The organism is Ramlibacter agri, from assembly GCF_012927085.1.
Taxonomy (GTDB): Bacteria; Pseudomonadota; Gammaproteobacteria; order Burkholderiales; family Burkholderiaceae_C; genus Ramlibacter; species Ramlibacter agri.
Genome location: NZ_JABBFX010000004.1, coordinates 194605 through 215438 on the forward strand (window position 1 = coordinate 194605; position 20834 = coordinate 215438).

The window sequence follows — 20834 nt, forward strand, 5'->3', positions numbered from 1 at the left end:
GGATAATCCGGGCAATGTCGACTTCCCCCAAAGTCCTGTTCGGTTTCCACGCCGTGGGCGTGCGCCTGCGTACCGCGCCAGGCTCCATCATCGAAATCTACGTCGAGGCGACGCGCAAGGACGCGCGCATGCGGCAATTCCTCCACAAGGTCCAGGAGGCCGGGCTGCGCACCATCGAGGGCGATGCCCTGCGCCTGGCCAAGCTGGCCGGCAGCGCCGGCCACCAGGGCGTGGTGGCACGCGTCGCGCCGATTCCGGTGCAGACCTCGCTCGACGACCTGCTGGATGGCCTGGAAGGCCCGCCGCTGCTGCTGGTGCTGGATGGCGTGACCGATCCGCACAACCTCGGTGCCTGCCTGCGCGTGGCCGATGGCGCCGGCGCGCACGCCGTGATCGCGCCCAAGGACCACGCCGTGGGCATCAATGCCACGGTGGCCAAGGTGGCCAGTGGCGCCGCCGAGACGGTGCCGTACTTCATGGTGACCAACCTGGCCCGCACCCTGGGCGAGTTGAAGGAGCGCAGCATCTGGTGCCTGGGCCTCTCGGACGAGGCCGACCATTCGCTGTACCAGAGCGACCTGAAGACGCCCACGGCGCTGGTGCTCGGTGCCGAGGGCACCGGCCTGCGCCAGCTGACGCGCAAGACCTGCGATGGGCTGGTGTCCATTCCCATGCTGGGCGGGGTCGAGAGCCTGAACGTCTCCGTGGCCAGTGGCATCTGCCTGTACGAGGCGGTGCGACAGCGGCAGGCAAAATGACCTGGGACCTGGTCGTGGTCGGCGCGAGCTTCGCCGGCCTCGCATGCGCCCGGTCCGCGGCGCTGGCCGGCCTGTCCGTGCTGGTCCTGGAAAAGAAGACGAGCTCCGGCGCGCGGCTGCACACGACGGGCCTGATCGTCAAGGATGCGATCGACGAGGTCGCCTGGCTGCGCGAGCTGCCGTCCCACCTGGTGCGGCGCATCGACGGCGTGCGGATGTATGCCCCCAACCTGCGCCACCTGGACCTGCATGCGCCGGGCTATTACTTCTGGGCCACGGACACGACAGGCTTGCTGGACTGGATGGTGGGCTCGGTGCGCGCGGCCGGCGCTGAGGTGCGGCTGGAAACGCTCTTCACCGAAGCGCGCTGGCACGAGGCCGAGCGCCAGTGGACCATCCCGCTCGCGGGCGGCGAGGAACTGCGGGCGCGCTATCTCGTGGGCGCCGACGGGCCGTTCTCGCGCGTGGCCAAGTCGCTGGGCCTGTCGCAGAACCGCGAGTTCCTGTTCGGCGTGGAGCACGAATACTCGGACGCCGAGATGGAGCGCAACTTCCTGCACTGCTTCCTGGACCGCGAGCTCGCGCCGGGCTACATCGGCTGGGCGGTGTCCAGCGTGGGCACGGCGCAGATCGGCCTGGCGCGCCGCGTGCAGCCCGGCTCCGGCCATGGCCGCCTGCGGCTCGATGCGCTGCTGGCGAAGACGGCCGGCGTCGTGCGGCCGGTGGGCGAGCCGCGCTCGGTGCGCGCCGGCATGATTCCCTGCGGGGGCCTGCTGCCGCGCGTGGCGCAACCCGGCGCGCTGCTGGTGGGCGACGCGGCGGGCCTGGTTTCGCCGGCCACCGCCGGCGGCATCAAGACCGCGCTGCTGCATGGCCAGCAGGCGGGCGAAGCGGTGGCTGCTTTCCGCGCTGGCCGCGCCGCGGATCCGGCCGAATGGCTGCCGGCGAAGTTTCCGAGCTTCCGCACCAAGCGCCTGGTGCGCCGGCTGTTCGAGATCCTGCAGAACGACTGGGCCTTCAACGTGCTGCTGGGGACGGCGCCCATGCGCAAGCTGGCGGAGGAGGTGTACTTCCACCGCAAGGCGCATGCGGAGCTCGGGGCGAAGCCTTGACCGTTGACGTGGTCCGCGGTTGGTTGCGCGCGGCGGATCGCGTCGTGCTGCTGTCCGGCGCCGGCATGAGCGCGGAGTCCGGCGTGCCCACCTTCCGTGATGCGCAGACCGGGCTGTGGGCGAAGTTCCGGCCCGAGGACCTGGCGACCGAGGACGCCTTCCGGCGCGACCCGCGCATGGTGTGGGACTGGTACGCAATGCGGCGCGAGATGGTGGCGAAGGTATCTCCCAACGCCGGCCACCTGGCGGTCGCAGCGTTCCAGCAGCGGCATCCCGGCCGGCTCACCGTCGCCACGCAGAACGTCGACGGCCTGCACCAGGGCGCCGGCTCGCCGGGCGTGCTGGCCCTGCACGGGAACGTCGCGGAGGACAAGTGGCTGGATGCCTCGCGCCCCTGCTGCCTGGCGCAGACGCCGGTGCCGGGTCATCCGCCCTCCTGCGCCACGTGCGGCAACCTGCGCCGGCCGGCGGTGGTGTGGTTCGGCGAGATGCTGCCGGCGGACGTGCTCGCGGCCGCCGAAGAGGCCGCTGCCGCTTGCGACCTGATGCTGGTGGTGGGGACGTCCGGCGTGGTCTACCCCGCGGCCGGCCTGGCGCGTGCCACGCGCGGGCGGGTCGTGGTCGTGAACCCCGTCGCCAGCGAACTGGATGATGCCGCCGACGTGGTGTTGCGCGGGACGGCGGCGACCTTGCTGCCGCAACTGCTGGAGGATTGATCCGTGCGCTTCGTGTCCCTGCTCGCCGTCGCCTGCCTGCTGGCTGCCTGCACCCAGGAGCAGCAGAACAAGCTGGGGCGCGACATCCAGAACTGGACCGGCACCAACGGCGTGCTGGAGGTCTACGCCGGCGACAAGCTGGTGCGCCGCTTCCTCAAGGTGGACAAGCTCAGCACCGCGCTGGGCACCAGCGACGGCCAGGCGCGCGCCTATCGCTATGGCTACGGCATCCTCGACGAGAACCTCAACTTCGTCGCCGACCCGGGCGAGAAGAAGGTCTACTTCGAAATCGGCGGCTTCGACAATTACGTGTTCTTCGAGAACCCGCGGTAAGACGCGGGGTTGTTCCGCTTGGAACCGTGCTGCCATCCATGTACAGTTGTCGGCAAGGAGAGCCGGATGCCAGCCTCAGTCATTCGCATCGATCCTGAAATCCAGGGGGGAGTGCCGGTCTTTGCTGGCACGCGAGTTCCTGTGAAGAATCTTTTCGACTACCTGGAAGGTGGCGATTCGCTGGAGGATTTCCTCCACGACTTTCCATCCGTCTCTCACGGGCAGGCCGTCAAGGCGCTGGAGGAAGCTCACAAGGCCCTGATGCGCGATGCGCATCCTGCTTGACGAATCGCTGCCGCGGCGACTGGCCGATGGATTGGTCGGTCATTCGGTCATGACGGTGGCTGAGTGCGGGTGGTCAGGTCAGAAGAACGGTGTATTGCTCGCTTTAGCTGCCAAGGCGCACGACGTCTTCGTGACGGCCGACCAGAATCTCGAGTACCAGCAAAATCTGGCTGCGCTTCCAATCGCGATCGTGGTTGTGGTGGCACGCAATAACCGCCTGGAGACTCTCCGAGCGCTGCTTCCACAGATCATGGAGGCACTCGAGCAGCTGGCTCCACGGACTCTTGTCAGGATCGGTGCGTAGCTCAATTCACACGTAACCCAGCGCCCCGATCACGGCCCCCGCGCCCAGCAGCCACAGCAGGTGGATGCGCGTGCGCCACACCAGGATGGCCGCGACGGCGGTGATGGCCCAGGCCGGCCAGTGCTCCCAGCCGCTGCCGGAGGCGGTGGCCAGGATGAGGCCGGTGGAGACCAGCAAGGCCACCACCAGCGGCGCCATCCCCTGCTTGAAACCACGCACCGCACGCACGTCGCGGTTGCGATGGCTCCACTGCGCGGTGGCATAGGCCAGCACCGAGCTGGGGACGATGATGCCGCCCAGGCACACCAGCAGGCCGAAGAAGGCGGTCGACAGCCCGCCGGCGTTGAGGCCCACGTTCCAGCCCATGAGGCCCGTGAACAGCACGTTGGGGCCGGGCGCCGCCTGCGCGATGGCGATGGAAGCACTGAACTGCGGGTCCGTGAGCCAACCCTTTTCCTGCACCAGGAAGCGATGCATGTCGGGCGCGGTCGTGATGGCGCCGCCCACGGTCAGCAGCGACAGCTGCAGGAAGTGCACCAGCAGCGAGAGCCAGTCGGCGGGTTGCATCGTGATGCTCATCGCAGCCCCCGGTACGCGAAGGCCCAGCCGATGCCGCCCAGCCCGCCCAGCACCCACAGCAGCGGCAGCCGGAACACCACGATGGCCACGAAGGTGAGCAGGCCCAGCACGATGCACAGGGGCAGGCCCATCGCGTTCTTCTTCAGCGCCGGCATCAGCTTCAGGCCGGTGGCGATGATCAGGCCGGCGGCCACCGCGCCCATGCCGCGCAGCGCGCCCGCCACCTGCGGGCTGTCCGCGTAGTGCGCGTAGGCCAGGGCCAGCGCCAGCACCACCAGCAGCGGGCAGGTGAGCATGCCGGCCACCGCCACCACGGCGCCGCGCCAGCCGAAGTAGCGTGCGCCCAGGGTGATGGACAGGTTGACCACGTTGGGGCCGGGCATGATCTGCGCCACGGCCCATTCCTCGATGAACTCCTCCTTCGTCATCCAGCCCTTCTTCTCCACCAGCTCGCGCTGCACCACGGCGAGCACGCCGCCGAAACCCTGCAGCGCCAGCAGGGTGAAGGAAACGAAGAGGTCGGTGAGGGAGGCAGGCCGGGGCCGCGGCGGGGCCGCGTCTTCTACTGCGGTGACGGTGGCACTCATGCGCCCATTATCCGGCGCGGACCTGTCTGCTGCCCGACGCCACGGGCCGCGTGGCGAACCACAGGCCGGCCGCAATCAGCGCCAGCGCGAGCCCCGTGGACAACGAAAGCGCTTCCCCGAGCAGCAGCGCGCCCAGCACCGCCGCCGTCACCGGATTGAGCGCAAGGAACACCGTGACGCGGGTGGGCGACTCGCGCTTCAGCGCATAGAGCCACCAGAAATAGCCCAGGCCGCTGGACAGGCCCACGAAGGCCACCACCGCCCACGCCGTGCCGGAAAGATGCATCACCCGCTGCGGCCAGTGCTCGCCCAGCGCCGCCACCGCGAGGAACAGCACCGAGGCCAGCATCGCGAAGGCCGACACCGGCAGCGTCGGATAGCGCTGCAGGTAAGGGCGGTACAGCACGCTGCAGGCCGCGCCGATGGCAGCGGACGCCAGCACCGCCAGCTCGCCCCACCAGCCGCCGCCGTGGCCGCCCTGCAGCTTGGGCCATAGCGACACCGCCACGCCGGCGATCGACAGCAGCACCCCGATGGCGAGCTGCGGCGTCACTTCCTCGCGCCCGAGCAAAGCGCCCAGCAGCAACGTGAGCAGCGGGAACAGGCTGAAGATCAGCGCCGCCTGCGCCGCGCCGATGTGCAGCAGGCCCCAGTTCAGGAAGGCGATCAGCAGCGCGAACTGGCCGATGCCCAGCGCGGCCATCGCCAGCAGGTCGCCGCGCTGCAGCCGCACGCCGCGCAGCGGCGCCAGCGCGAAGGGCAGCAGGCACACGAAGCCGATCGCGTAGCGCAGCAGGGCCAGCGTGAGCGGCGGCACCTCCGCCACGGCGAAGCGGGTGGCGACGATGGCCGCGCCCACCAGCACGCCGGAGCCGGCCGCCGCGAGCAAGGCGCGGTTCAGAGCGCGAGCTCCCAGGTTTCGCTGGTGAGGTCCTTGCCGAAGGCGTGGTAGTCCTCGGACGCGACGCGCTGGAAGCCGCGCGCGGCGTAGATGCCCCGCGCCGCTTCCAGGTGGCTCTGCGTCCACAGCACCAGCTTGCGGTAGCCCTTGGCCCGCGCGAAGGCGATGCATTCGTCCACCAGCCGGCCGCCCAGGCCAAGCCCGCGCGCCTGCGGCAGCAGGATCAGCAGGCGCAGCTTGGCCACGCGCGGCGACTTGCGCACCACGAAGACGCTGCCGATTCTTTCGCCATCCACTTCCGCGATCCAGCCTCTTTCCCGGTCCGGGTCGAACTTGCGCAGGTACTGGGCCGCGATCTCCGCCACCAGCGCCTCGAACTCGCTGGAGTAGCCGAACTCGCGCGCATAGAGCTCGCCGTGCGCCTGTACGACCCAGCCGAGGTCGCCCGGGCCGGGATCGCGCAGCAGCACCTGGCGGCCGGCTTCGGGCTGCAGCAGGCCGTGCACCGTGCCCAGGGCGCCGATCAGGCGGCCGCGCGTTTCCGGCAGCAGCGGCGCGAGCAGGGCGACCGCTTCGTCGCGTGACTTCTGTTGCAGCGGCGCGAAGGTCGCGTGGCCCGTCTCGGTCAGCTGCAGCAGGCTCTGGCGGCCATCGTGGGGCGCGGGTGCGCGCGTGATCCAACCCTGCGTTTCGAAGCGGCGCAGGATGCGGCTGAGGTAGCCGGCATCCAGCGCCAGCTCGCGCACGAGGTCGGTGGCCGTCAGGCCCTGGCGGTGCGCCAGCTCGTACAGGACGCGCACCTCGGTCAGCGTGAAATCGGTGTCCAGGTAGCGCTTGAGGACGCCGATGCGCTGCGTGTAGAAGCGGTTGAAGGCGCGGACCGCCTTCACCTGGGCGGAAGAGACGGGAGCAGGGGAGGCCATCCCGGCAGTCTGGTGCAATTAATTGCCGGAGTCAAGTAATTGGCGACCTTATCCTCTCACCCTTTCGCCCCTGGAGATTGCGTTGAAGTTGTTCCCGTTCGCCGCGGCCGCCCTGGCCGCGATGATTGCCTGCGGTTCCGCCGCCGCCCAGGCCAACGGCCCGGATGCCGCCGTGCAGCAGGCCGCCGCCGCCCAGAAGCAGCCGCTGCTGGACACCCTGAAGGACCTCGTCGGCATCGAAACCGGCAGCCGCGACTACGAAGGCCTCACCCGCAGCGCCGAGCTGATCGCGGCAAAGCTGCGCGCGCTCGGTGGCCAGGTCGAGGTGATCGAGCCGCAGGAGGCCACGACCTACCGCATGGCCGATACGCCGCCGAAGATCGGTCGCATGGTGCGCGCCACCTTCCAGGGCACCGGCAGCAAGCGCATCCTGCTGCTGGCGCACATGGACACGGTGTACCTGAAGGGCATGCTGGCCAAGCAGCCCTTCCGCATCGACGGCAACCGCGCCTACGGCCTGGGCATCGCCGACGAGAAGCAGGGCGTGGCGCTGGCGCTGCACACCGTGGCGCTGCTGAAGGCCCTGCACTTCCAGGACTACGGCACCTTGACGGTGCTGGTGAACGGCGACGAGGAGATCAGCTCGCCGGGCTCGCGCAGCACCATCACCGAGACGGCATCCCGGCAGGACGCGGTGTTGTCCTTCGAGGCGACGCGCATCGACAACGAAAAGCTCTCGCTCGCGACCAGCGGCATCGGCGCGGTGCAGATCCACGTGGAAGGCCGCGCCTCGCATGCCGGCGGCGCGCCCGAGCGCGGCGTCAACGCGCTGTACGAGCTGTCGCACCAGGTGCTGCAGATGCGCGACCTGTCCAACCCGGACACCGGCGTGAAGATGAACTGGACCATCGCCCAGGCCGGCACCAACCGCAACGTGATCCCGGCCGACGCGAAGGCCGAGGCCGACGTGCGCGTGCTGCGCGTCGCCGACTACGACGGCCTGGAGGCGACGGTGCGCGAGCGGGCGAAGCAGCAGCTGCTGCCGGAAGCCAAGGTCACGGTGAAGTTCGAACGCCGCCGCCCGCCGCTGGAGGCCACCGATGCCAGCCGCCGCCTGGCCGCGCAAGCGCAGGCGATCTACGGCGAGGTCGGCCGCAAGCTGGAAGTGGTCGACCGCGCCGAAGGCGGCGGCACCGACGCCGCCTTTGCCGCGCTGCAGACGAAGGCGCCGGTCATCGAACACTTCGGCCTGCCGGGCTATGGCGCGCATTCGGCCAACGACGAGTACGTGCTGGTCGATGCCATCGAGCCGCGGCTTTACCTGGTGGCGCGGGTGGTGATGGATGTGGCGAAGGGCAAGGGACTCTGAATGACAGCGATGGCGACGCGGGCATCCTGAGTCCGTGCCGCCACAGGACTACGCTTCTCCTCGCACGCGCGAAGGAGATCGCCATGGCCAAGTCCGCCGCCGACGTCATGCAGCTGATCAAGGAGCGCAAGGTCAAGTTCATCGACCTGCGCTTCACGGACACCCGGGGCAAGGAGCAGCACGTCTCCGTGCCCGAGTGGGCCTTCGGTGAAGACAAGTTCACGGCGGGGCACGCGTTCGACGGCTCCTCCATCGCCGGCTGGAAAGGCATCGAGGCCTCCGACATGCTGCTGCTGCCCGACCCGGCAACGGCCAACCTCGATCCTTTCTACAAGGACACGACGTTGATGCTGACCTGCGACGTCGTCGAGCCCGGGGACGGCCGCCCCTACGAGCGCGACCCGCGTTCACTGGCGAAGCGCGCCGAGGCCTACCTGCAGGCGACCAACACGGGCGACGCCGCGTTCTTCGGCCCCGAGGCGGAGTTCTTCGTCTTCGACAGCATCACCTGGAACATCGACATGGCCGGCGCTTCGTATGCCATCGGCTCGGAAGAAGGTTCCTGGAGCAGCGGCAGGCTGGTCGACGGCCGGAACACGGGGCACCGCGCGCCGGTGAAGGGCGGCTACTTCCCGGTGCCGCCGGTCGATTCCTTCCAGGACCTGCGTTCCGAGATGTGCCTGGTGCTGCAGTCGCTGGGCATTCCCACCGAAGTGCACCACCACGAGGTGGGCGGCGCCGGGCAGCAGGAGATCGGGACGAAGTTCAGCACGCTGGTGCAGCGCGCCGACTGGCTGCAGCTGCAGAAGTACGTGATCCAGAACGTCGCGCATGCCCACGGCAAGACCGCGACCTTCATGCCCAAGCCGGTGGTCGGCGACAACGGTTCCGGCATGCACGTGCACCAGTCCGTGTGGAAGGAAGGCAAGAACCTCTTCGCCGGCGACGGCTACGCGGGCCTCAGCGAATTCGCGCTGTACTACATCGGCGGCATCATCGAGCACGCGCGCGCGCTGAACGCGATCACCAATCCGGGCACCAACAGCTACAAGCGCCTGGTGCCGGGCTTCGAAGCGCCGGTGAAGCTGGCGTATTCGGCCCGCAACCGCTCGGCCTCGATCCGCATCCCCTACGTACCGAACCCGAAGGCGCGCCGCATCGAGGTGCGCTTCCCCGACGCGCAATGCAATCCCTACCTCGCGTTCTCGGCGATGCTGCTGGCGGGGCTGGACGGCGTGGAGAAGCGCAAGCACCCGGGCGAGGCTTCGAGCAAGGACCTGTACCACCTCTCGCCGGAGGAGGAGGCCGAGATCCCGACGGTCTGCTCCAGCCTGGAACAGGCGCTCGACTACCTGGACCGCGACCGCGCCTTCCTGACGCAAGGCGGCGTGTTCAGCGATGCGCTGATCGACGCCTACATCGAGTTGAAGGAGCAGGAGATCACGCGGCTGCGGATGACGACCCACCCTGTGGAGTTCGACATGTACTACAGCCTGTGATCACCACCTCGGCTCGAACTTCCGGATCGCGTCCTTCACCTGCGGCGCCACCACGAAGCCCGGCCCGTACTTCGCGGCCAGCACTTCCGCGCGATGCAGGAAGGCGGCGATGCCGGTGCCGTAGATGAATTGCAGCGCCCCGCCGGTCCAGCCCGGGAAGCCGATGCCGAAGATGGAGCCGACGTTGGCATCGTGCACGCTGGTCAGCACGCCTTCGGCCAGGCAGCGCGCCGTTTCGACGGCCTGGCGATAGAGCAGGCGGTCCTTCAGGTCCTGCAGCTCCCAGGCGGTACCAGGCTGCTCGAACAAGGTCTTCAACTCCGGCCACAGGAATTTCTTGCCGCCCGCCGGGTACTCGTAGAAACCGCCGCCGGCCGCGCGCCCGTTGCGGTCGAACTCCTTGACCATGCGCTCCACCAGCAGCTCGCCCGGGCTCGCGATGTAGGTGCCGCCCTCGGCGCGCACGTCGGCGCGGGTCTGGTCCAGCACGTGCACCGACAGCGACAGCGCCGTCTCGTCCAGCACCGCCAGCGGGCCCACCGGCATGCCGGCCTGCAAGCCGGCCTGTTCCACCACCGGCGCCGGGATGCCTTCGCCCAGCATGGCTGCGCCTTCCATCACGAAGGTGCCGAACACGCGGCTGGTGAAGAAGCCGCGCGAGTCGTTGACCACGATCGGGATCTTGTCCAGCGCCTGCACGTAGTCGTAGGCGCGCGCGATGGTCTCGTCGTCGGTGGCCTGGCCGCGGATGATCTCCACCAGCTTCATCTTGTCGACGGGGCTGAAGAAGTGGATGCCGACGAATTTCTCCGGCCGCGCGCTCGCCTTCGCCAGGCCCGTGATCGGCAGGGTGGAAGTGTTGCTGGCGAAGAAGCCGCCGGCGGCCAGCAAAGGCTCGGCTTCCATCGTCACGCGCGCCTTCAGCTCGCGGTTCTCGAACACCGCTTCGACAATCAGCTCGCAGTCGCGCAGGTCCTGCGTAGACTCCGTCGGCGTGATGCGCGCCAGCAGCGCCTGCTGGTCCTGCGCGCTCATGCGCCCCTTGTCGACGCGGCCTTGCGTGAGCTTGGCGCTGTAGGCCTTGCCGGCTTCGGCCTTGGCCTGCGAGACGTCCTTCAGCACGGTGGCGATGCCGCGGCTTGCCTGGGCGTAGGCGATGCCGCCACCCATCATGCCGGCGCCGAGGATGCCCACTTTCTTCGGCTTGAAGCGGCCGTCCCACTTGGGTCGCGAAGCGCCGGCCTTGATGGCGTTCAGGTCGAAGAAGAAGGTGTTGATCATGTTCTTCGCCACCGGCGACACGATCAGCTTGGCGAGGTAGCGCGACTCGATGCGCAGCGCGGTGTCGAAGTCCACCTGGGCGCCTTCCACCATCGCGGCCAGCGCGTATTCCGGCGCGGGGTAGAGGCCGCGTGTCTTCTGCTTCAGCACGGCGGGCGCCACGGAGAGCATGCCCGCGATCTTCGGGTTCGACGGCGTGCCGCCGGGGATCCGGTAGTCCTTGGCATCCCAGGGCTGCTGTGACTGCGGGTTCGCGTCGATCCAGGCCAGCGCCGCGGCGCGCAGGGCCGATGCGTCCGGCACCAGTTCCTGCACGAGTCCCAGCGACAGTGCCTCGCGCGGCGAGAACAGCTTGCTTTCCAGGATGTAGGGCTGCGCGCCCAGCAGGCCCAGCAGCCGCGTCATCTTGGTGATGCCGGACGCGCCGGGGATGAGGCCCAGCGTGATCTCGGGCAGGCCGAACTGGATCTTCGCGTCGTCGACGGCCACGCGATGGTGCGCGACCAGCGCCAGCTCCCAGCCGCCGCCCAGCGCCGTGCCATTGAGGCAGGCCACCACCGGCATGCCCAGCGTCTCCAGCGTGCGGAAGTTCTTCTTGACTTGCTCGATCTCGCGGAACACCTGCTGTGCGTCCGCAGGCTGCAGGCGCATCGTGCCCTTGAGGTCGGCGCCGGCGAAGAAGGTGCTCTTCGCCGAGGCGAGGACGATGCCGCGGATCGCGTCCTTGTCCTGCAGCACCTGCTGCACGGCGGCGCCCAGGTCCTCCTGCCACTGCAGGCACATGGTGTTGACCGGCGAGCCTTGCTCGTCGAAGGTGAGGGTGGCGATGCCGTCCGCCAGCTCGTAGCGCAGGGTCTTCATGGTGTGGCTCATACGCGCTCCACGATGGTGGCGATGCCCATGCCGCCGCCGACGCACAGCGTCGCCAGGCCGTAGCGCAGCTTCCTGCGGTGCAGCTCGTCGACGAGGGTGCCGAGGATCATGGCGCCGGTGGCGCCCAGCGGGTGGCCCATGGCGATGGCCCCACCGTTGACGTTGACCTTGTCGTGCGGCACGCCCATCTCCTTCATGAACTTCAGCGGCACCGCGGCGAAGGCCTCGTTCACTTCGAACAGGTCGATCTGGTCCACCGTGAGGCCCGCCTTCGCCAACGCCTTGCGCGCCGCCGGCATCGGGCCGGTGAGCATGATCGTCGGGTCGGCGCCGGATAGCGCCGCCGCGACAATGCGTGCGCGCGGCGTGAAGCCGTGGGCCTTGCCAGCCGCCTCGCTGCCAATCAAAACAGCCGCTGCGCCATCGACGATGCCGCTGGAGTTGCCCGCGTGGTGCACGTGGTGGATGCGCTCCACCTGCGGATAGCGGCTGATCGCCACCTGGTCGAAACCCATGGCGCCCAGCTGCTCGAAGGAAGCCTTGAGCGCACCCAGGCCTTCCAGCGTCGTCTGCGGCTTGATGAACTCGTCGCGCTCCAGGATCACCTGGTCCAGCATGTCCTTCACCGGCACCACCGAGCCAGCGAAGAAGCCGCCTTCGCGCGCGCGCGCGGCGCGGCGCTGCGACTCCATCGCGAAGCCATCGACGTCCGTGCGAGAGAAACCTTCGAGCGTGGCGATGAGGTCCGCGCCTATGCCTTGCGGCACGAAGGCAGTCGCGGAATTCGTCTCGGGGTCCTGCGCCCAGGCGCCGCCGTCGGAGCCGATCGGCACGCGGCTCATGCTCTCCACGCCGCCGGCGACCACCAGGTCTTCCCAGCCGGAGCGCACCTTCTGCGCCGCCATGTTCACGGCCTCCAGCCCGGAGGCGCAGAAGCGATTGAGCTGCACGCCGGAGCAGCGCCAGTCCCAGCCCGCCTTCAGCGCGGCCACCTTGGCGATGACCGAGCCCTGTTCGCCGATGGGCGAGACCACGCCCATGACGACGTCGTCCACCTGGCCGGTGTCGAAGTCGTTGCGCCTTTGCAGTTCGGCCAGCACGCCGGCCAGCAGGTTCACCGGCTTCACTTCATGCAGGCTGCCGTCCTTCTTGCCCTTGCCGCGGGGCGTTCGGATGGCGTCGTAGACAAACGCTTCGGTCATGGCTGTCCTCCAGGGAGCAGCCAGTATAGGGAGCCAGGCCATGGATGGGCAGTGCCTGTCGCCCACGTGACGCGCAGTGAAAAATGCCGCCCCACGCCGTGGCCCGCAGGGATAGATTGCGCGGCGGAGCCCACCAGTCCTAGGTGGGCCCGAACAAGGAGACAACCGTGGCCCGACTTCTCTTGCAGGGGGCGCTGCGGCGCCCGCGTGCCGCCGGGTGGGCCGGCGTGCTCTTGCTCTCATGCATCCTCGCCGCTTGCGGCGGCGATGACGACACCCAGCCCTTGCAGCTTCGCACCTTGTCCAACCGCGCGGATCTCGTGAGCGACGGCGACGTGCTGATGGAGATCGTGCCGCCCTCGGGCAGCAGCGCGAACGCGCTGAAAGTCACCGTGGGTGACCGCGACGTCAGCAGCGCCTTCACGCGCACGTCCAGCGGCCGCATCCTCGGGTTGGTCACCGGACTGGCCGCAGGCAACAACACCGTGCGCGCCTCCGCCAGCGACGCCGCGACCGCGCACATCGTCGTCAACAACTCGCCGCGTTCCGGGCCGGTGCTTTCCGGCGCGCAGACCCAGCCTTTCTACTGCGCGACGAGCACGCCGCAGGCCGCCAGCGGCAACGTGCCGCAGACGGCGCCCAGCGGGCTGGCGGGGACGGCGGACGCCAACTGCGGCATCGCGTCCGAGACGAAGCTCTACTACCGGACGACGGCTGCTGCGCCGGCCGGCGGCTGCTCGCTGCCCGACCCGTTCAGCAACACGACGCTGGCGCAACCGGCGGCGCCCGCCGTGCAATGCTGGAAGGAGTACACGCCCGGCTCGCAGCCGGCCGACATGGCGGCCGCGGTCACCACCGACGCCGGCGTCACCGTGCCCTTCATCGTGCGAGTGGAGCGAGGCACGATGAACCGCGGCATCTACGACATCGCGGTGCTGTTCGACCCCAGCAAGCCCTGGACGCCCACCGCGCCGCAGGCCGGCTGGAACGGCAAGGTCTGGTACACCTTCGGCGCCAGCACCGGGCAGCCCCGCCGCCAGGTGCGGCCGGACAACTCCAACCGCTGGCCGCTGCAGGAGGAACAACTGAAGCGCGGATTCCTCGTGGCCGCCAACAGCATGACGGACTCCTCGCGCAACTCCAATCGCATCTCGATGAGCGAGACGGTGATGATGATGAAGGAGCACGTCATCGACACCTACGGCCTGGTGAAGTTCACCATCGGCACCGGTTGCTCGGGCGGCTCGATCAACTCCAACATGAACCTGTCGACGATGCCGGGCCTGCTGGATGGCGTCATCACGAGCTGCACCTACCCGGATTCGGAGACCACGGCCATCGAGGTCGGCGACTGCTCGCAGCTGGTGGAGGCCTACCAGAAGCCGCAGATGCTGGCCCTGTGGACCGGCCTGCCGCAGGCCACCATCAACGCCAAGAAGGCCGCCATCAACGGGCATCCCGACCAGACCGGTTGCCAGGCCTGGTTCAACTTTTTCGGCAGCAACGGCAAGGCCGGCCTCTACAACTACCGTCACGTCAATCCAGCCGATACCGCCACGGGCGTCATCACGCAGGACGCGACGCCCACCAACAACTGCGAACTGCCGAACAGCGCGGTGTACGACCCGGCGAATCCTGTCGCCACGGCCAGCCTGCCGCGCTGCAACGCCTGGTCCTGGGCCGAATCGCTGTGGGGCAAGGTGCCGGGCAGCCCCGCGGCGCGCGAGACGCGCGACAACACCGGCGTGCAGTACGGGCTGGCCGCGCTGTTGAACGGCATGATCACGCCGGAGGAGTTCGTCACGCTGAATGAAGTGGTGGGCGGGTTCGACCACGACTCCACGCCGACGGCGGCGCGTGCCGCGGCGGACAGCGATGCACTGGCCACCGCTTACCGGGCCGGCATCGTGGGCTCGGGCAAGCAGCTGGCCAAGGGCGCGATCATCGACCTGCGGGGCTGGGACGATTCGACCGTCAACCGGCCGCCGTCCCTGCCGGCCGCCGCTGCGCTCGGCATCCACCACCAGTGGTTCAGCTGGGCGATCCGCGAGCGCATCACGCGCGACGCCGGCGACGCCGGCAACCAGGTGCTGTGGCGCTTCGCCGCTACCGGCCTGTCCGCTCCTGGCACTTTGAGCCTCGAGGCGCTGCAGACGATGGACCAGTGGCTGACGAGCCTGGTGACGGCCGGCGGCAGCGGCACCGTCGAAAGCCGCGTGCGCGCCGCGAAGCCGGCCAATGCGCGCGACTTCTGCATCCTCACGACCGACGCGACGCAATCGACGAAGGTCTATGACCAGAGTGCCTGCGACGCCGATCCCTTCCTGAAGCCGGCGGCCTCGCCGCGCCAGGTGGCGGGCGGCCCGCGCGCGGAGGACATCCTCAAGTGCCAGCTGAAGCCGCTGATCCAGGGCGACTACCCGGCCGGCGTCTTCACGGGCTCGCAGTTCGCGCGCCTGCAGGCGGTGTTCACCGGCGGCGTGTGCGACTGGACCAAGGCGGGCGTCGGCCAGCAGGCGGTGGCCAGCCCCTTGACCTTCAAGAGCGGGCCGGGCGGCACGGCCCTGGGCAACCCGCCGGTCTCCGCGCAGGATTGAGGGAGCGGGAGGAACGGGCGCGGTGACGCGCTTTTCCTGTCGCGCTTGACAGCGCGACGGCCTCGCCTAAACTAAACCATCAGGTTAACTAAGGCGAGGTCCCCCATGGTCTACCAGGGCAGCTGCCATTGCGGCCGCATCCGGTTCGAGGTCGAAGGCGAGGTCGATGGCGGCATGGCGTGCAACTGCTCGATGTGCGCCCGGCGCGCCTCGCTGCTGTGGTTCGTGCCGCGCGACAAGCTGCGGCTGCTCACGGACGAAGCGGACGCGGGGACCTACCTGTTCAACAAGCACGTCATCCGGCACCGCTTCTGCCCGCACTGCGGCATCCACGCCTTCGGCGAGGCCAAGGCCCCGAACGGCCAGCCGATGGCGGCGGTGAACCTGCGCGTGCTGGAGGACTTCGACATCGCCAAGGTGGCCGTCAAGCATTACGACGGCCGTTCGCACTGACCTGCAAGGAGCAAGCCATGGATCCCGTCGTCCACTTCGAGATGCCCTACAAGGACCGCGACCGCGCCGGCCGTTTCTACGAGACGGCCTTCGGCTGGAAGACCCAGAAGTTCGGCCCCGAGATGGGCAACTACATGCTGGCCACCACGGCCTCGCAGGACTCCCCGCAGGAGGGCGCCTTCCGCGGCGCCATCAACGGCGGCCTGTTCCCCTACGACGAGAAGATGCCGGGCCAGCATCCGTCCGTGGTCATCGCCGTCGGCGACATCCGCGCCTCGATGAAGAAGGTGAACCAGGCGGGCGGCGAAGTGCTGGGCGAGCCGATGGAGATCCCCGGCGTCGGCCAGTACGTCGCCTTCCACGACACCGAGCGCAACCGCCTCAGCATGCTGCAGCCGTTGATGCCGGGGTCGGCCTGAAGGCGCTTCCCGCGTGGCTGACGGCGCGCTGCTGGACCAGGTGTTCTGGGCGCTCTCCGACGCCACCCGGCGCGGCGTCATCGAGCACCTGACGCAGGGGCCGGCTTCGGTGAGCGACCTCGCGCAGCCGCATGCCATGTCGCTGCCGGGGTTCATGAAGCACCTGCGGGTGCTGGAAGAGGCGGGGCTCGTCGTGCGCGCCAAGGAAGGCCGCACGGTGCGCTGCGAACTGGCGCCGCGCGCGCTGGAGGACGCCGCCATGTGGCTCGCGCATTACGAGAAGTTCTGGAGCGCGCAGCTCGATGCGCTCGGCCGCTATCTGTACCACCAGGAGGAGGTGCGTCCATGGACAGCCCGCCCGGCGCGCAAAGGCAGGAACTCCGCATCCGCCGCCGCTACCCGGCCGCCCCCGAAGAAGTCTGGCGGGCCTGGACCGACCCGCAAGCGCTGAGCGCCTGGTTCGGTCCCGGCGAACCGGACTCGGTGCTGCTCGCGGAGGTCGACCTGCGCCCGGGCGGCCGCTGGCGGATCCGCTTCGCCACGCCGGACGGCGAACAGCACGAGGTGGGCGGGACCTACGAATTCGTAAAGCCGCCGTATCGCCTGGTCACCAGCTGGGCCTGGCATAGCACGCCGGAGCGCGTGTCGCGCCTGGCCGTGGCCTTGCGGCCGGTGGAGGGCGGCACCGAGCTCGAGCTCGTGCACGACCGCTTCGCCGACGCGGCCGCCCGCGCCAACCATGAACGCGGCTGGGCCGCCACCATCGCCAAGCTGCATGCCTTCCTGACAGCCAACTGAGGGGCAGGGTGCGGCCGTAGCCCTAAAGGGCAATTCCGGCCTGCGCGGCCGTGGGGCACGCTTCGCGCAGTAGTCCCTCTTCCGGCCGCGCCCATGAACCTGCGTTTTGCCTCCTTGCTGGTGGCGCTGCTCGCGCCAATCTCGGCACGCGCCTCCTTCCTGTCCGGGGACGCGCTGGATACGGCCGCCAACTGGCTGTCCTGGTTCATCCTGTTCCTGGTGCCCGTGGTTGCCATCGTCGGCTTCCTGTTCGTGCACGTGCTGCCGGAAAAGATTGCCGAGAAGAAGCACCACCCGCACAAGGATTCGATCAAGGTGCTGTGCATCCTGTCGCTGTTCTTCGGCGGCATGCTGTGGCCGATCGCCTGGCTGTGGGCGTATACCAAGCCCATCGGCTACCGGATGATCTACGGCACCGAGAAGCACGAGGACTTCTACCTGGAAAAGGCACGGGAGCTGCACGAGGGCAAGCTCTCGCCGGAAGACGCAGCGGCCCTGCGCGCCGACCTGGCCGCAATGGCCAACAAGGCCCCCCTGCGAGCCGACCTGCAACTGCTGGCGGACCGGCTCGATACCCTGCCGGCCCTGGCCAGGCCGCCGGCGGCGGTGCCGCCCATCGTCACCCGGCCGCGCTCGGCCGAGGTTCCTGCGGGAACGGAGAGCTGAGATGGAAGTCCTGCTGCTCGCGATCTATTCCTTCTTCGTCTGGCTCATCTTCATCAAGTTGAAGTGGCTGCCGTGGAACACGGTGTCCCAGGTCATCGTCGTCATCATTCCCGTCGTCGGCCTGACGGCGCTGATCCTGGCGCTCAACGTGGTCGCGCCCTCGTCGCACGACGTGCGCGTCATCAAGTACGTCGTCAACATGTCGTCGCAGCAGCGCGGACGCATCCTCGAGATCGTGGACGGCAACAAGCCGGTGAAGAAGGGCGACGTCCTTTACAAGGTCGATCCGACGCCGTACCAGCTGCAGGTGAACGCGCTGGAAGCGCAGCTCGCCAACTCGGTGGGCAGCAGCAAGGAGCTGGAAGAGCAGCTGGCCGGCTCCGAGCAGCAGGTGTCCCAGTCCCGCTCGGCGATCGACCAGGCCAAGTCGCGCGTGGTGACGTCCAACGCGGACCTGGAACTGGCCACCAAACGGGCCGTGCAGAACCGCGAACTCGTGGCCACCGGGGCCGGCAACCGCTTCGACCTGGAGCAGGCCGAGACCAACCTGCGCAACGCCCAGAGCGCCGTCGATGGCGCGCGCAGCGCCGAGGCCCAGGCCCAGAGCGCCTACGGCCAGGCGCTGGCCGGCGAACGCCAGATCCGCCAGAAGATGGGCGCCAAGTCCAATGGCGAATGGGCGCAGATCGCGCAGATCCGCGCCCAGCTGGAGCAGGCGAAGTGGGACCTCGCGCAGACCACCGTGTATGCGCCCGCCAATGGCACGCCGGTCAACGTGCAACTGCGGCCCGGCGCCCTTGTCGCCACCTTCGCCAACACGCCCGCGCTCACCTTCGTGGAGGACGAGTTCAGCGTGATCGCGCTGTACGACCAGAACGAGCTGACGAAGGTCAAACCCGGTGACGAGGCCGAGATCGTGCTCGAGACCTTGCCCGGCGAAATCATCAAGGCCACGGTGGACTCCATCATCTGGGCCCAGGGCCAGGGGCAGGTGACTACGGGCTTCAGCCTGCCCGAGACTGTCCGCAGCGCGCCGCCAGGCCGCTTTCCGGTGAAGCTCAAGGTAGACCCGAAATTCCGCGACGTGTTCTTCGCTGCCGGCGCGCGCGGCAGCGCGGCGATCTACACCGAGCACCTGGAGGCGATCCAGATCCTGCGCAAGATCCTGCTGCGGGTCAGCACCAAGATCAACTACCTGATCCTGAAGCTGCACTGATGGACCGCACGGGCCTGACTTCGCTGAGCCTGGCGGCGCTGCTCGCGGCGCTGGCGGGCTGCGCCCTGAAGCCGCCGCCGGCGCCGCAGGACGTGCGCGCCCAGGCACTGCCCAACACGCAGATCCCGGCGCTGTGGAGCGGCGGCCCCGCCGCTGCCGGCGAAGTGCAGGGCGGCTGGCTGGCCAGCTTCCACCAGCCGGAGCTGGAAAAGCTGGTGGTCGAGGCCATGGCCTACAACACCGACCTGCAGGTCGCCGCGGCGCGCATGGAAGCCGCGGAGGCCTCGGCGCGGGCGGCGGGCGCCAAGCTCTATCCGCAGCTGAACCTGGCCGGCCACGGCGGCGGCAAGTCCGGCGGCGACGGCAGCGGCACCCAGATGATCGGCCTGTTCGCCAACTGGGAGCTGGACCTGTGGGGTCGCGTGCGTTCCGCGCGCGCCGCCGCCGGCGCCCAGTACGAGGCGACCTCGCTGGATTACCAGTACGCGCGCGAATCGATCGCGGCGATGCTGGCCAAGAGCTGGTTCCTGGCGCAGCAGGCCGCGGTGCAGTACGCGATCGCGGGCGACATGATCGCTTCGTCGAATTCGCTGGTCGAACTCTCGCGCGACCGCCTGCGCATCGGCAAGGGCGACGATTACGACGTGACCACGGCCGAAGCCAGCGCGCTCGCCTACCGCGACATCCAGCTGCAGGCCGAAAGCGCCGGCCAGAACGCGCGGCGCGCGATCGAGCTGCTGGCCGGCCGCTATCCGTCGGCGACGGTCAACCCCGGCACGGCCCTGCCGCCCTTGCCCGGGCCGGTGCCCGCGGGCCTGCCCTCGCAGTTGCTGGAGCGCCGCTACGACGTGCGCGCGGCGGAGCGCCGCGTGGCCGCCGCCTTCTACCGCACCGAGGAGGCGCAGGCGGCGCGCCTGCCCGCCATCTCGCTCACGGCCAGCATCAACACGATCAGCAGCGACGTGTTCGTGCTGCAGGACCGCAACAACCCGATCTGGGGCCTGGGCGCCAACCTCCTCGTGCCCATCTTCAACGCCGGCGCGCTGCAGGCGCAGGTGGACGTGCGCACGGCCGACCAGAAGGCCGCCATCGCGGAATACGGGCGCATCGGCGCCCGCGCTTTCGGCGAAGTGGAGGGCGCCCTCGCGCAGTCCTTCAACCTGGACAGCCGGGCCGAGGTCCTGCTGCGCACGGTGCGCGCCAACGAAAGCGCGCTGGGTTACGTGCGCGTGCGCTACAACGTGGGCAACGCCGACCAGCGTGCCGTGCAACAGCAGCTGCTGGCGCTGCATGCGGCGCGCACCACCCTGGCCCAGGTGCAGGCAGAGCGGCTGGTGCAGCGCGTCAACCTGTACCTGGCGCTGGGTGGCGGCTTCGAGCAGCGCTGAGGCGCGCAGCGCCCCAGCGTCGCCTCAGCTTCAGCGGCGATACGCGTTGTCGGGGTAGGCGTCGTAGCGGTTCGGCACGCCGTCGCCGTCGCGATCCCGGCCGCCGTAGTAGGCATAGCCCTCACCGCGGACCCAGTGGCCGCCCATCAGGCGCCAGGAGCCGTCCTGGCGCTGCACCCAGCGCGCTTCCTGCCAGGCGTAGCCCGGGCGGGTTTCCACCCAGTGGCCGCCGCTCCAGGCGTAGCGGTCGCCGTGCCACTCGTAGTAGCCCGGCGTCCACACGTAGCCTGGGCGTGCGGGCGGCGCGGCCTCGTAGATCGGCGCCGGCGGCGCGCCCTGCACGATCACTTCCGGGCTCGGGGCGTACCCGGAGCCATAGCCGTAGCCGGTGCCGGCGACGACCGCGGGCGTGGCCTGGGCGGACGCGACCCCCAGCAGGGCGCCGGCGGCCAGGGACAGGGCGAGGATCTTGCTCTTCATGTCGAACTCCTTGAGATCTATGTTCCCAAGGTGCCGTCGGGCTGCGAGCGCTGCCATAGGCGCGCGCCGGCTCTGTCCGTCAGCCGGTTCTGGCG

At 69.2% G+C, this 20834-nt stretch carries 23 protein-coding genes; 16 read left to right on the forward strand and 7 right to left on the reverse strand.

Translation table 11 applies throughout. The annotated features are described in order from the left end of the window. Nucleotides 1-14: 14 nt before the first annotated feature. The 6 genes from rlmB (at nt 15) to HHL11_RS30810 (ending at nt 3508) form a co-directional block, all read left to right on the forward strand. The gene (gene rlmB, locus HHL11_RS30785; protein WP_169422455.1) at nt 15-758 is read left to right on the forward strand and encodes a 23S rRNA (guanosine(2251)-2'-O)-methyltransferase RlmB; all 744 of its coding nucleotides are present in this window, start codon (nt 15-17) and stop codon (nt 756-758) included. Beyond that, on the forward strand, nt 755-1870 hold the full coding sequence (locus HHL11_RS30790; RefSeq protein WP_169422456.1) for an FAD-dependent oxidoreductase: 1116 nt from the start codon (nt 755-757) through the stop codon (nt 1868-1870). Before rlmB ends, HHL11_RS30790 begins: the two co-directional genes overlap by 4 nt. Beyond that, a complete protein-coding gene (locus HHL11_RS30795; RefSeq protein WP_169422457.1) occupies nt 1867-2586 on the forward strand; it encodes an NAD-dependent protein deacylase in 720 nt (239 codons plus the stop codon). Before HHL11_RS30790 ends, HHL11_RS30795 begins: the two co-directional genes overlap by 4 nt. A 3-nt stretch (nt 2587-2589) precedes the next feature. Continuing rightward, on the forward strand, nt 2590-2919 hold the full coding sequence (locus HHL11_RS30800) for a hypothetical protein (protein ID WP_169422458.1): 330 nt from the start codon (nt 2590-2592) through the stop codon (nt 2917-2919). Nucleotides 2920-2985: 66 nt separating this feature from the next. Then, complete coding sequence (locus HHL11_RS30805; protein WP_169422459.1) at nt 2986-3204, forward strand: DUF433 domain-containing protein; 219 nt, start codon at nt 2986-2988, stop codon at nt 3202-3204. After that, nucleotides 3188-3508 (forward strand): DUF5615 family PIN-like protein, encoded by a 321-nt coding sequence (locus HHL11_RS30810; RefSeq protein WP_169422460.1) that lies wholly within the window; start codon nt 3188-3190, stop codon nt 3506-3508. Before HHL11_RS30805 ends, HHL11_RS30810 begins: the two co-directional genes overlap by 17 nt. Before the next feature lie 6 nt (nt 3509-3514). Here HHL11_RS30810 and HHL11_RS30815 read toward each other — a convergent pair whose 3' ends face one another. Genes HHL11_RS30815 through HHL11_RS30830 form a run of 4 tightly spaced genes read right to left on the reverse strand, consistent with a single transcriptional unit; the run spans nt 3515 to nt 6498 of the window. Further along, a complete protein-coding gene (locus HHL11_RS30815; protein ID WP_169422461.1) occupies nt 3515-4087 on the reverse strand; it encodes a chromate transporter in 573 nt (190 codons plus the stop codon). Further along, a complete protein-coding gene (locus tag HHL11_RS30820; RefSeq protein ID WP_169422462.1) occupies nt 4084-4674 on the reverse strand; it encodes a chromate transporter in 591 nt (196 codons plus the stop codon). The genes HHL11_RS30815 and HHL11_RS30820 overlap by 4 nt, the downstream gene beginning before the upstream one ends. A gap of 7 nt (nt 4675-4681) precedes the next feature. Continuing rightward, nucleotides 4682-5563: a DMT family transporter gene (locus HHL11_RS30825; protein ID WP_205964760.1), complete on the reverse strand. Its 882-nt coding sequence runs from the start codon at nt 5561-5563 to the stop codon at nt 4682-4684. An 8-nt stretch (nt 5564-5571) separates the two neighbouring features. Continuing rightward, complete coding sequence (locus HHL11_RS30830) at nt 5572-6498, reverse strand: bifunctional helix-turn-helix transcriptional regulator/GNAT family N-acetyltransferase (RefSeq protein ID WP_169422463.1); 927 nt, start codon at nt 6496-6498, stop codon at nt 5572-5574. An 82-nt stretch (nt 6499-6580) separates the two neighbouring features. Here HHL11_RS30830 and HHL11_RS30835 point away from each other — a divergent pair, with 82 nt between their 5' ends. Further along, nucleotides 6581-7867, forward strand: a complete 1287-nt coding sequence (locus HHL11_RS30835) for a M20/M25/M40 family metallo-hydrolase (RefSeq protein ID WP_281068753.1) — start codon at nt 6581-6583, stop codon at nt 7865-7867. A gap of 83 nt (nt 7868-7950) precedes the next feature. Next, nucleotides 7951-9366, forward strand: a complete 1416-nt coding sequence (gene glnA, locus HHL11_RS30840) for a type I glutamate--ammonia ligase (protein ID WP_169422464.1) — start codon at nt 7951-7953, stop codon at nt 9364-9366. Here glnA and HHL11_RS30845 read toward each other — a convergent pair whose 3' ends face one another. Both HHL11_RS30845 and HHL11_RS30850 read right to left on the reverse strand, forming a co-directional pair. Continuing rightward, on the reverse strand, nt 9367-11508 hold the full coding sequence (locus HHL11_RS30845) for a 3-hydroxyacyl-CoA dehydrogenase NAD-binding domain-containing protein (protein WP_169422677.1): 2142 nt from the start codon (nt 11506-11508) through the stop codon (nt 9367-9369). It lies immediately after the preceding gene. An 8-nt stretch (nt 11509-11516) separates the two neighbouring features. Further along, nucleotides 11517-12722: an acetyl-CoA C-acetyltransferase gene (locus HHL11_RS30850; RefSeq protein WP_169422465.1), complete on the reverse strand. Its 1206-nt coding sequence runs from the start codon at nt 12720-12722 to the stop codon at nt 11517-11519. A 167-nt stretch (nt 12723-12889) separates the two neighbouring features. Here HHL11_RS30850 and HHL11_RS30855 point away from each other — a divergent pair, with 167 nt between their 5' ends. The 8 genes from HHL11_RS30855 to HHL11_RS30890 all read left to right on the forward strand — a co-directional run bounded on the left by HHL11_RS30855 (nt 12890) and on the right by HHL11_RS30890 (nt 20259). Then, a complete protein-coding gene (locus tag HHL11_RS30855; protein ID WP_169422466.1) occupies nt 12890-15319 on the forward strand; it encodes a DUF6351 family protein in 2430 nt (809 codons plus the stop codon). Nucleotides 15320-15424: 105 nt separating this feature from the next. Further along, nucleotides 15425-15772 carry a GFA family protein gene (locus tag HHL11_RS30860; protein WP_169422467.1) on the forward strand — a complete coding sequence of 116 codons (348 nt, stop codon included), beginning with the start codon at nt 15425-15427 and terminating at the stop codon, nt 15770-15772. Between the two features lie 17 nt (nt 15773-15789). After that, nucleotides 15790-16191, forward strand: coding sequence for a VOC family protein (locus HHL11_RS30865; protein WP_169422468.1), 402 nt, complete (start codon nt 15790-15792; stop codon nt 16189-16191). Between the two features lie 13 nt (nt 16192-16204). Next, nucleotides 16205-16642, forward strand: a complete 438-nt coding sequence (locus HHL11_RS30870) for a metalloregulator ArsR/SmtB family transcription factor (RefSeq protein ID WP_169422469.1) — start codon at nt 16205-16207, stop codon at nt 16640-16642. Further along, nucleotides 16537-16989 carry an SRPBCC family protein gene (locus HHL11_RS30875; protein ID WP_169422470.1) on the forward strand — a complete coding sequence of 151 codons (453 nt, stop codon included), beginning with the start codon at nt 16537-16539 and terminating at the stop codon, nt 16987-16989. The genes HHL11_RS30870 and HHL11_RS30875 overlap by 106 nt, the downstream gene beginning before the upstream one ends. A 93-nt stretch (nt 16990-17082) precedes the next feature. Continuing rightward, on the forward strand, nt 17083-17655 hold the full coding sequence (locus tag HHL11_RS30880; protein WP_169422471.1) for a DUF3302 domain-containing protein: 573 nt from the start codon (nt 17083-17085) through the stop codon (nt 17653-17655). A 1-nt stretch (nt 17656) separates the two neighbouring features. Continuing rightward, a complete protein-coding gene (locus HHL11_RS30885) occupies nt 17657-18871 on the forward strand; it encodes an HlyD family secretion protein (RefSeq protein WP_169422472.1) in 1215 nt (404 codons plus the stop codon). After that, on the forward strand, nt 18871-20259 hold the full coding sequence (locus HHL11_RS30890) for an efflux transporter outer membrane subunit (RefSeq protein WP_169422473.1): 1389 nt from the start codon (nt 18871-18873) through the stop codon (nt 20257-20259). Before HHL11_RS30885 ends, HHL11_RS30890 begins: the two co-directional genes overlap by 1 nt. Nucleotides 20260-20289: 30 nt before the next feature. On the opposite strand, the gene HHL11_RS30895 is transcribed toward HHL11_RS30890, so the two are convergent. Next, on the reverse strand, nt 20290-20739 hold the full coding sequence (locus HHL11_RS30895; protein ID WP_169422474.1) for a YXWGXW repeat-containing protein: 450 nt from the start codon (nt 20737-20739) through the stop codon (nt 20290-20292). Nucleotides 20740-20834 lie beyond the last annotated feature (95 nt).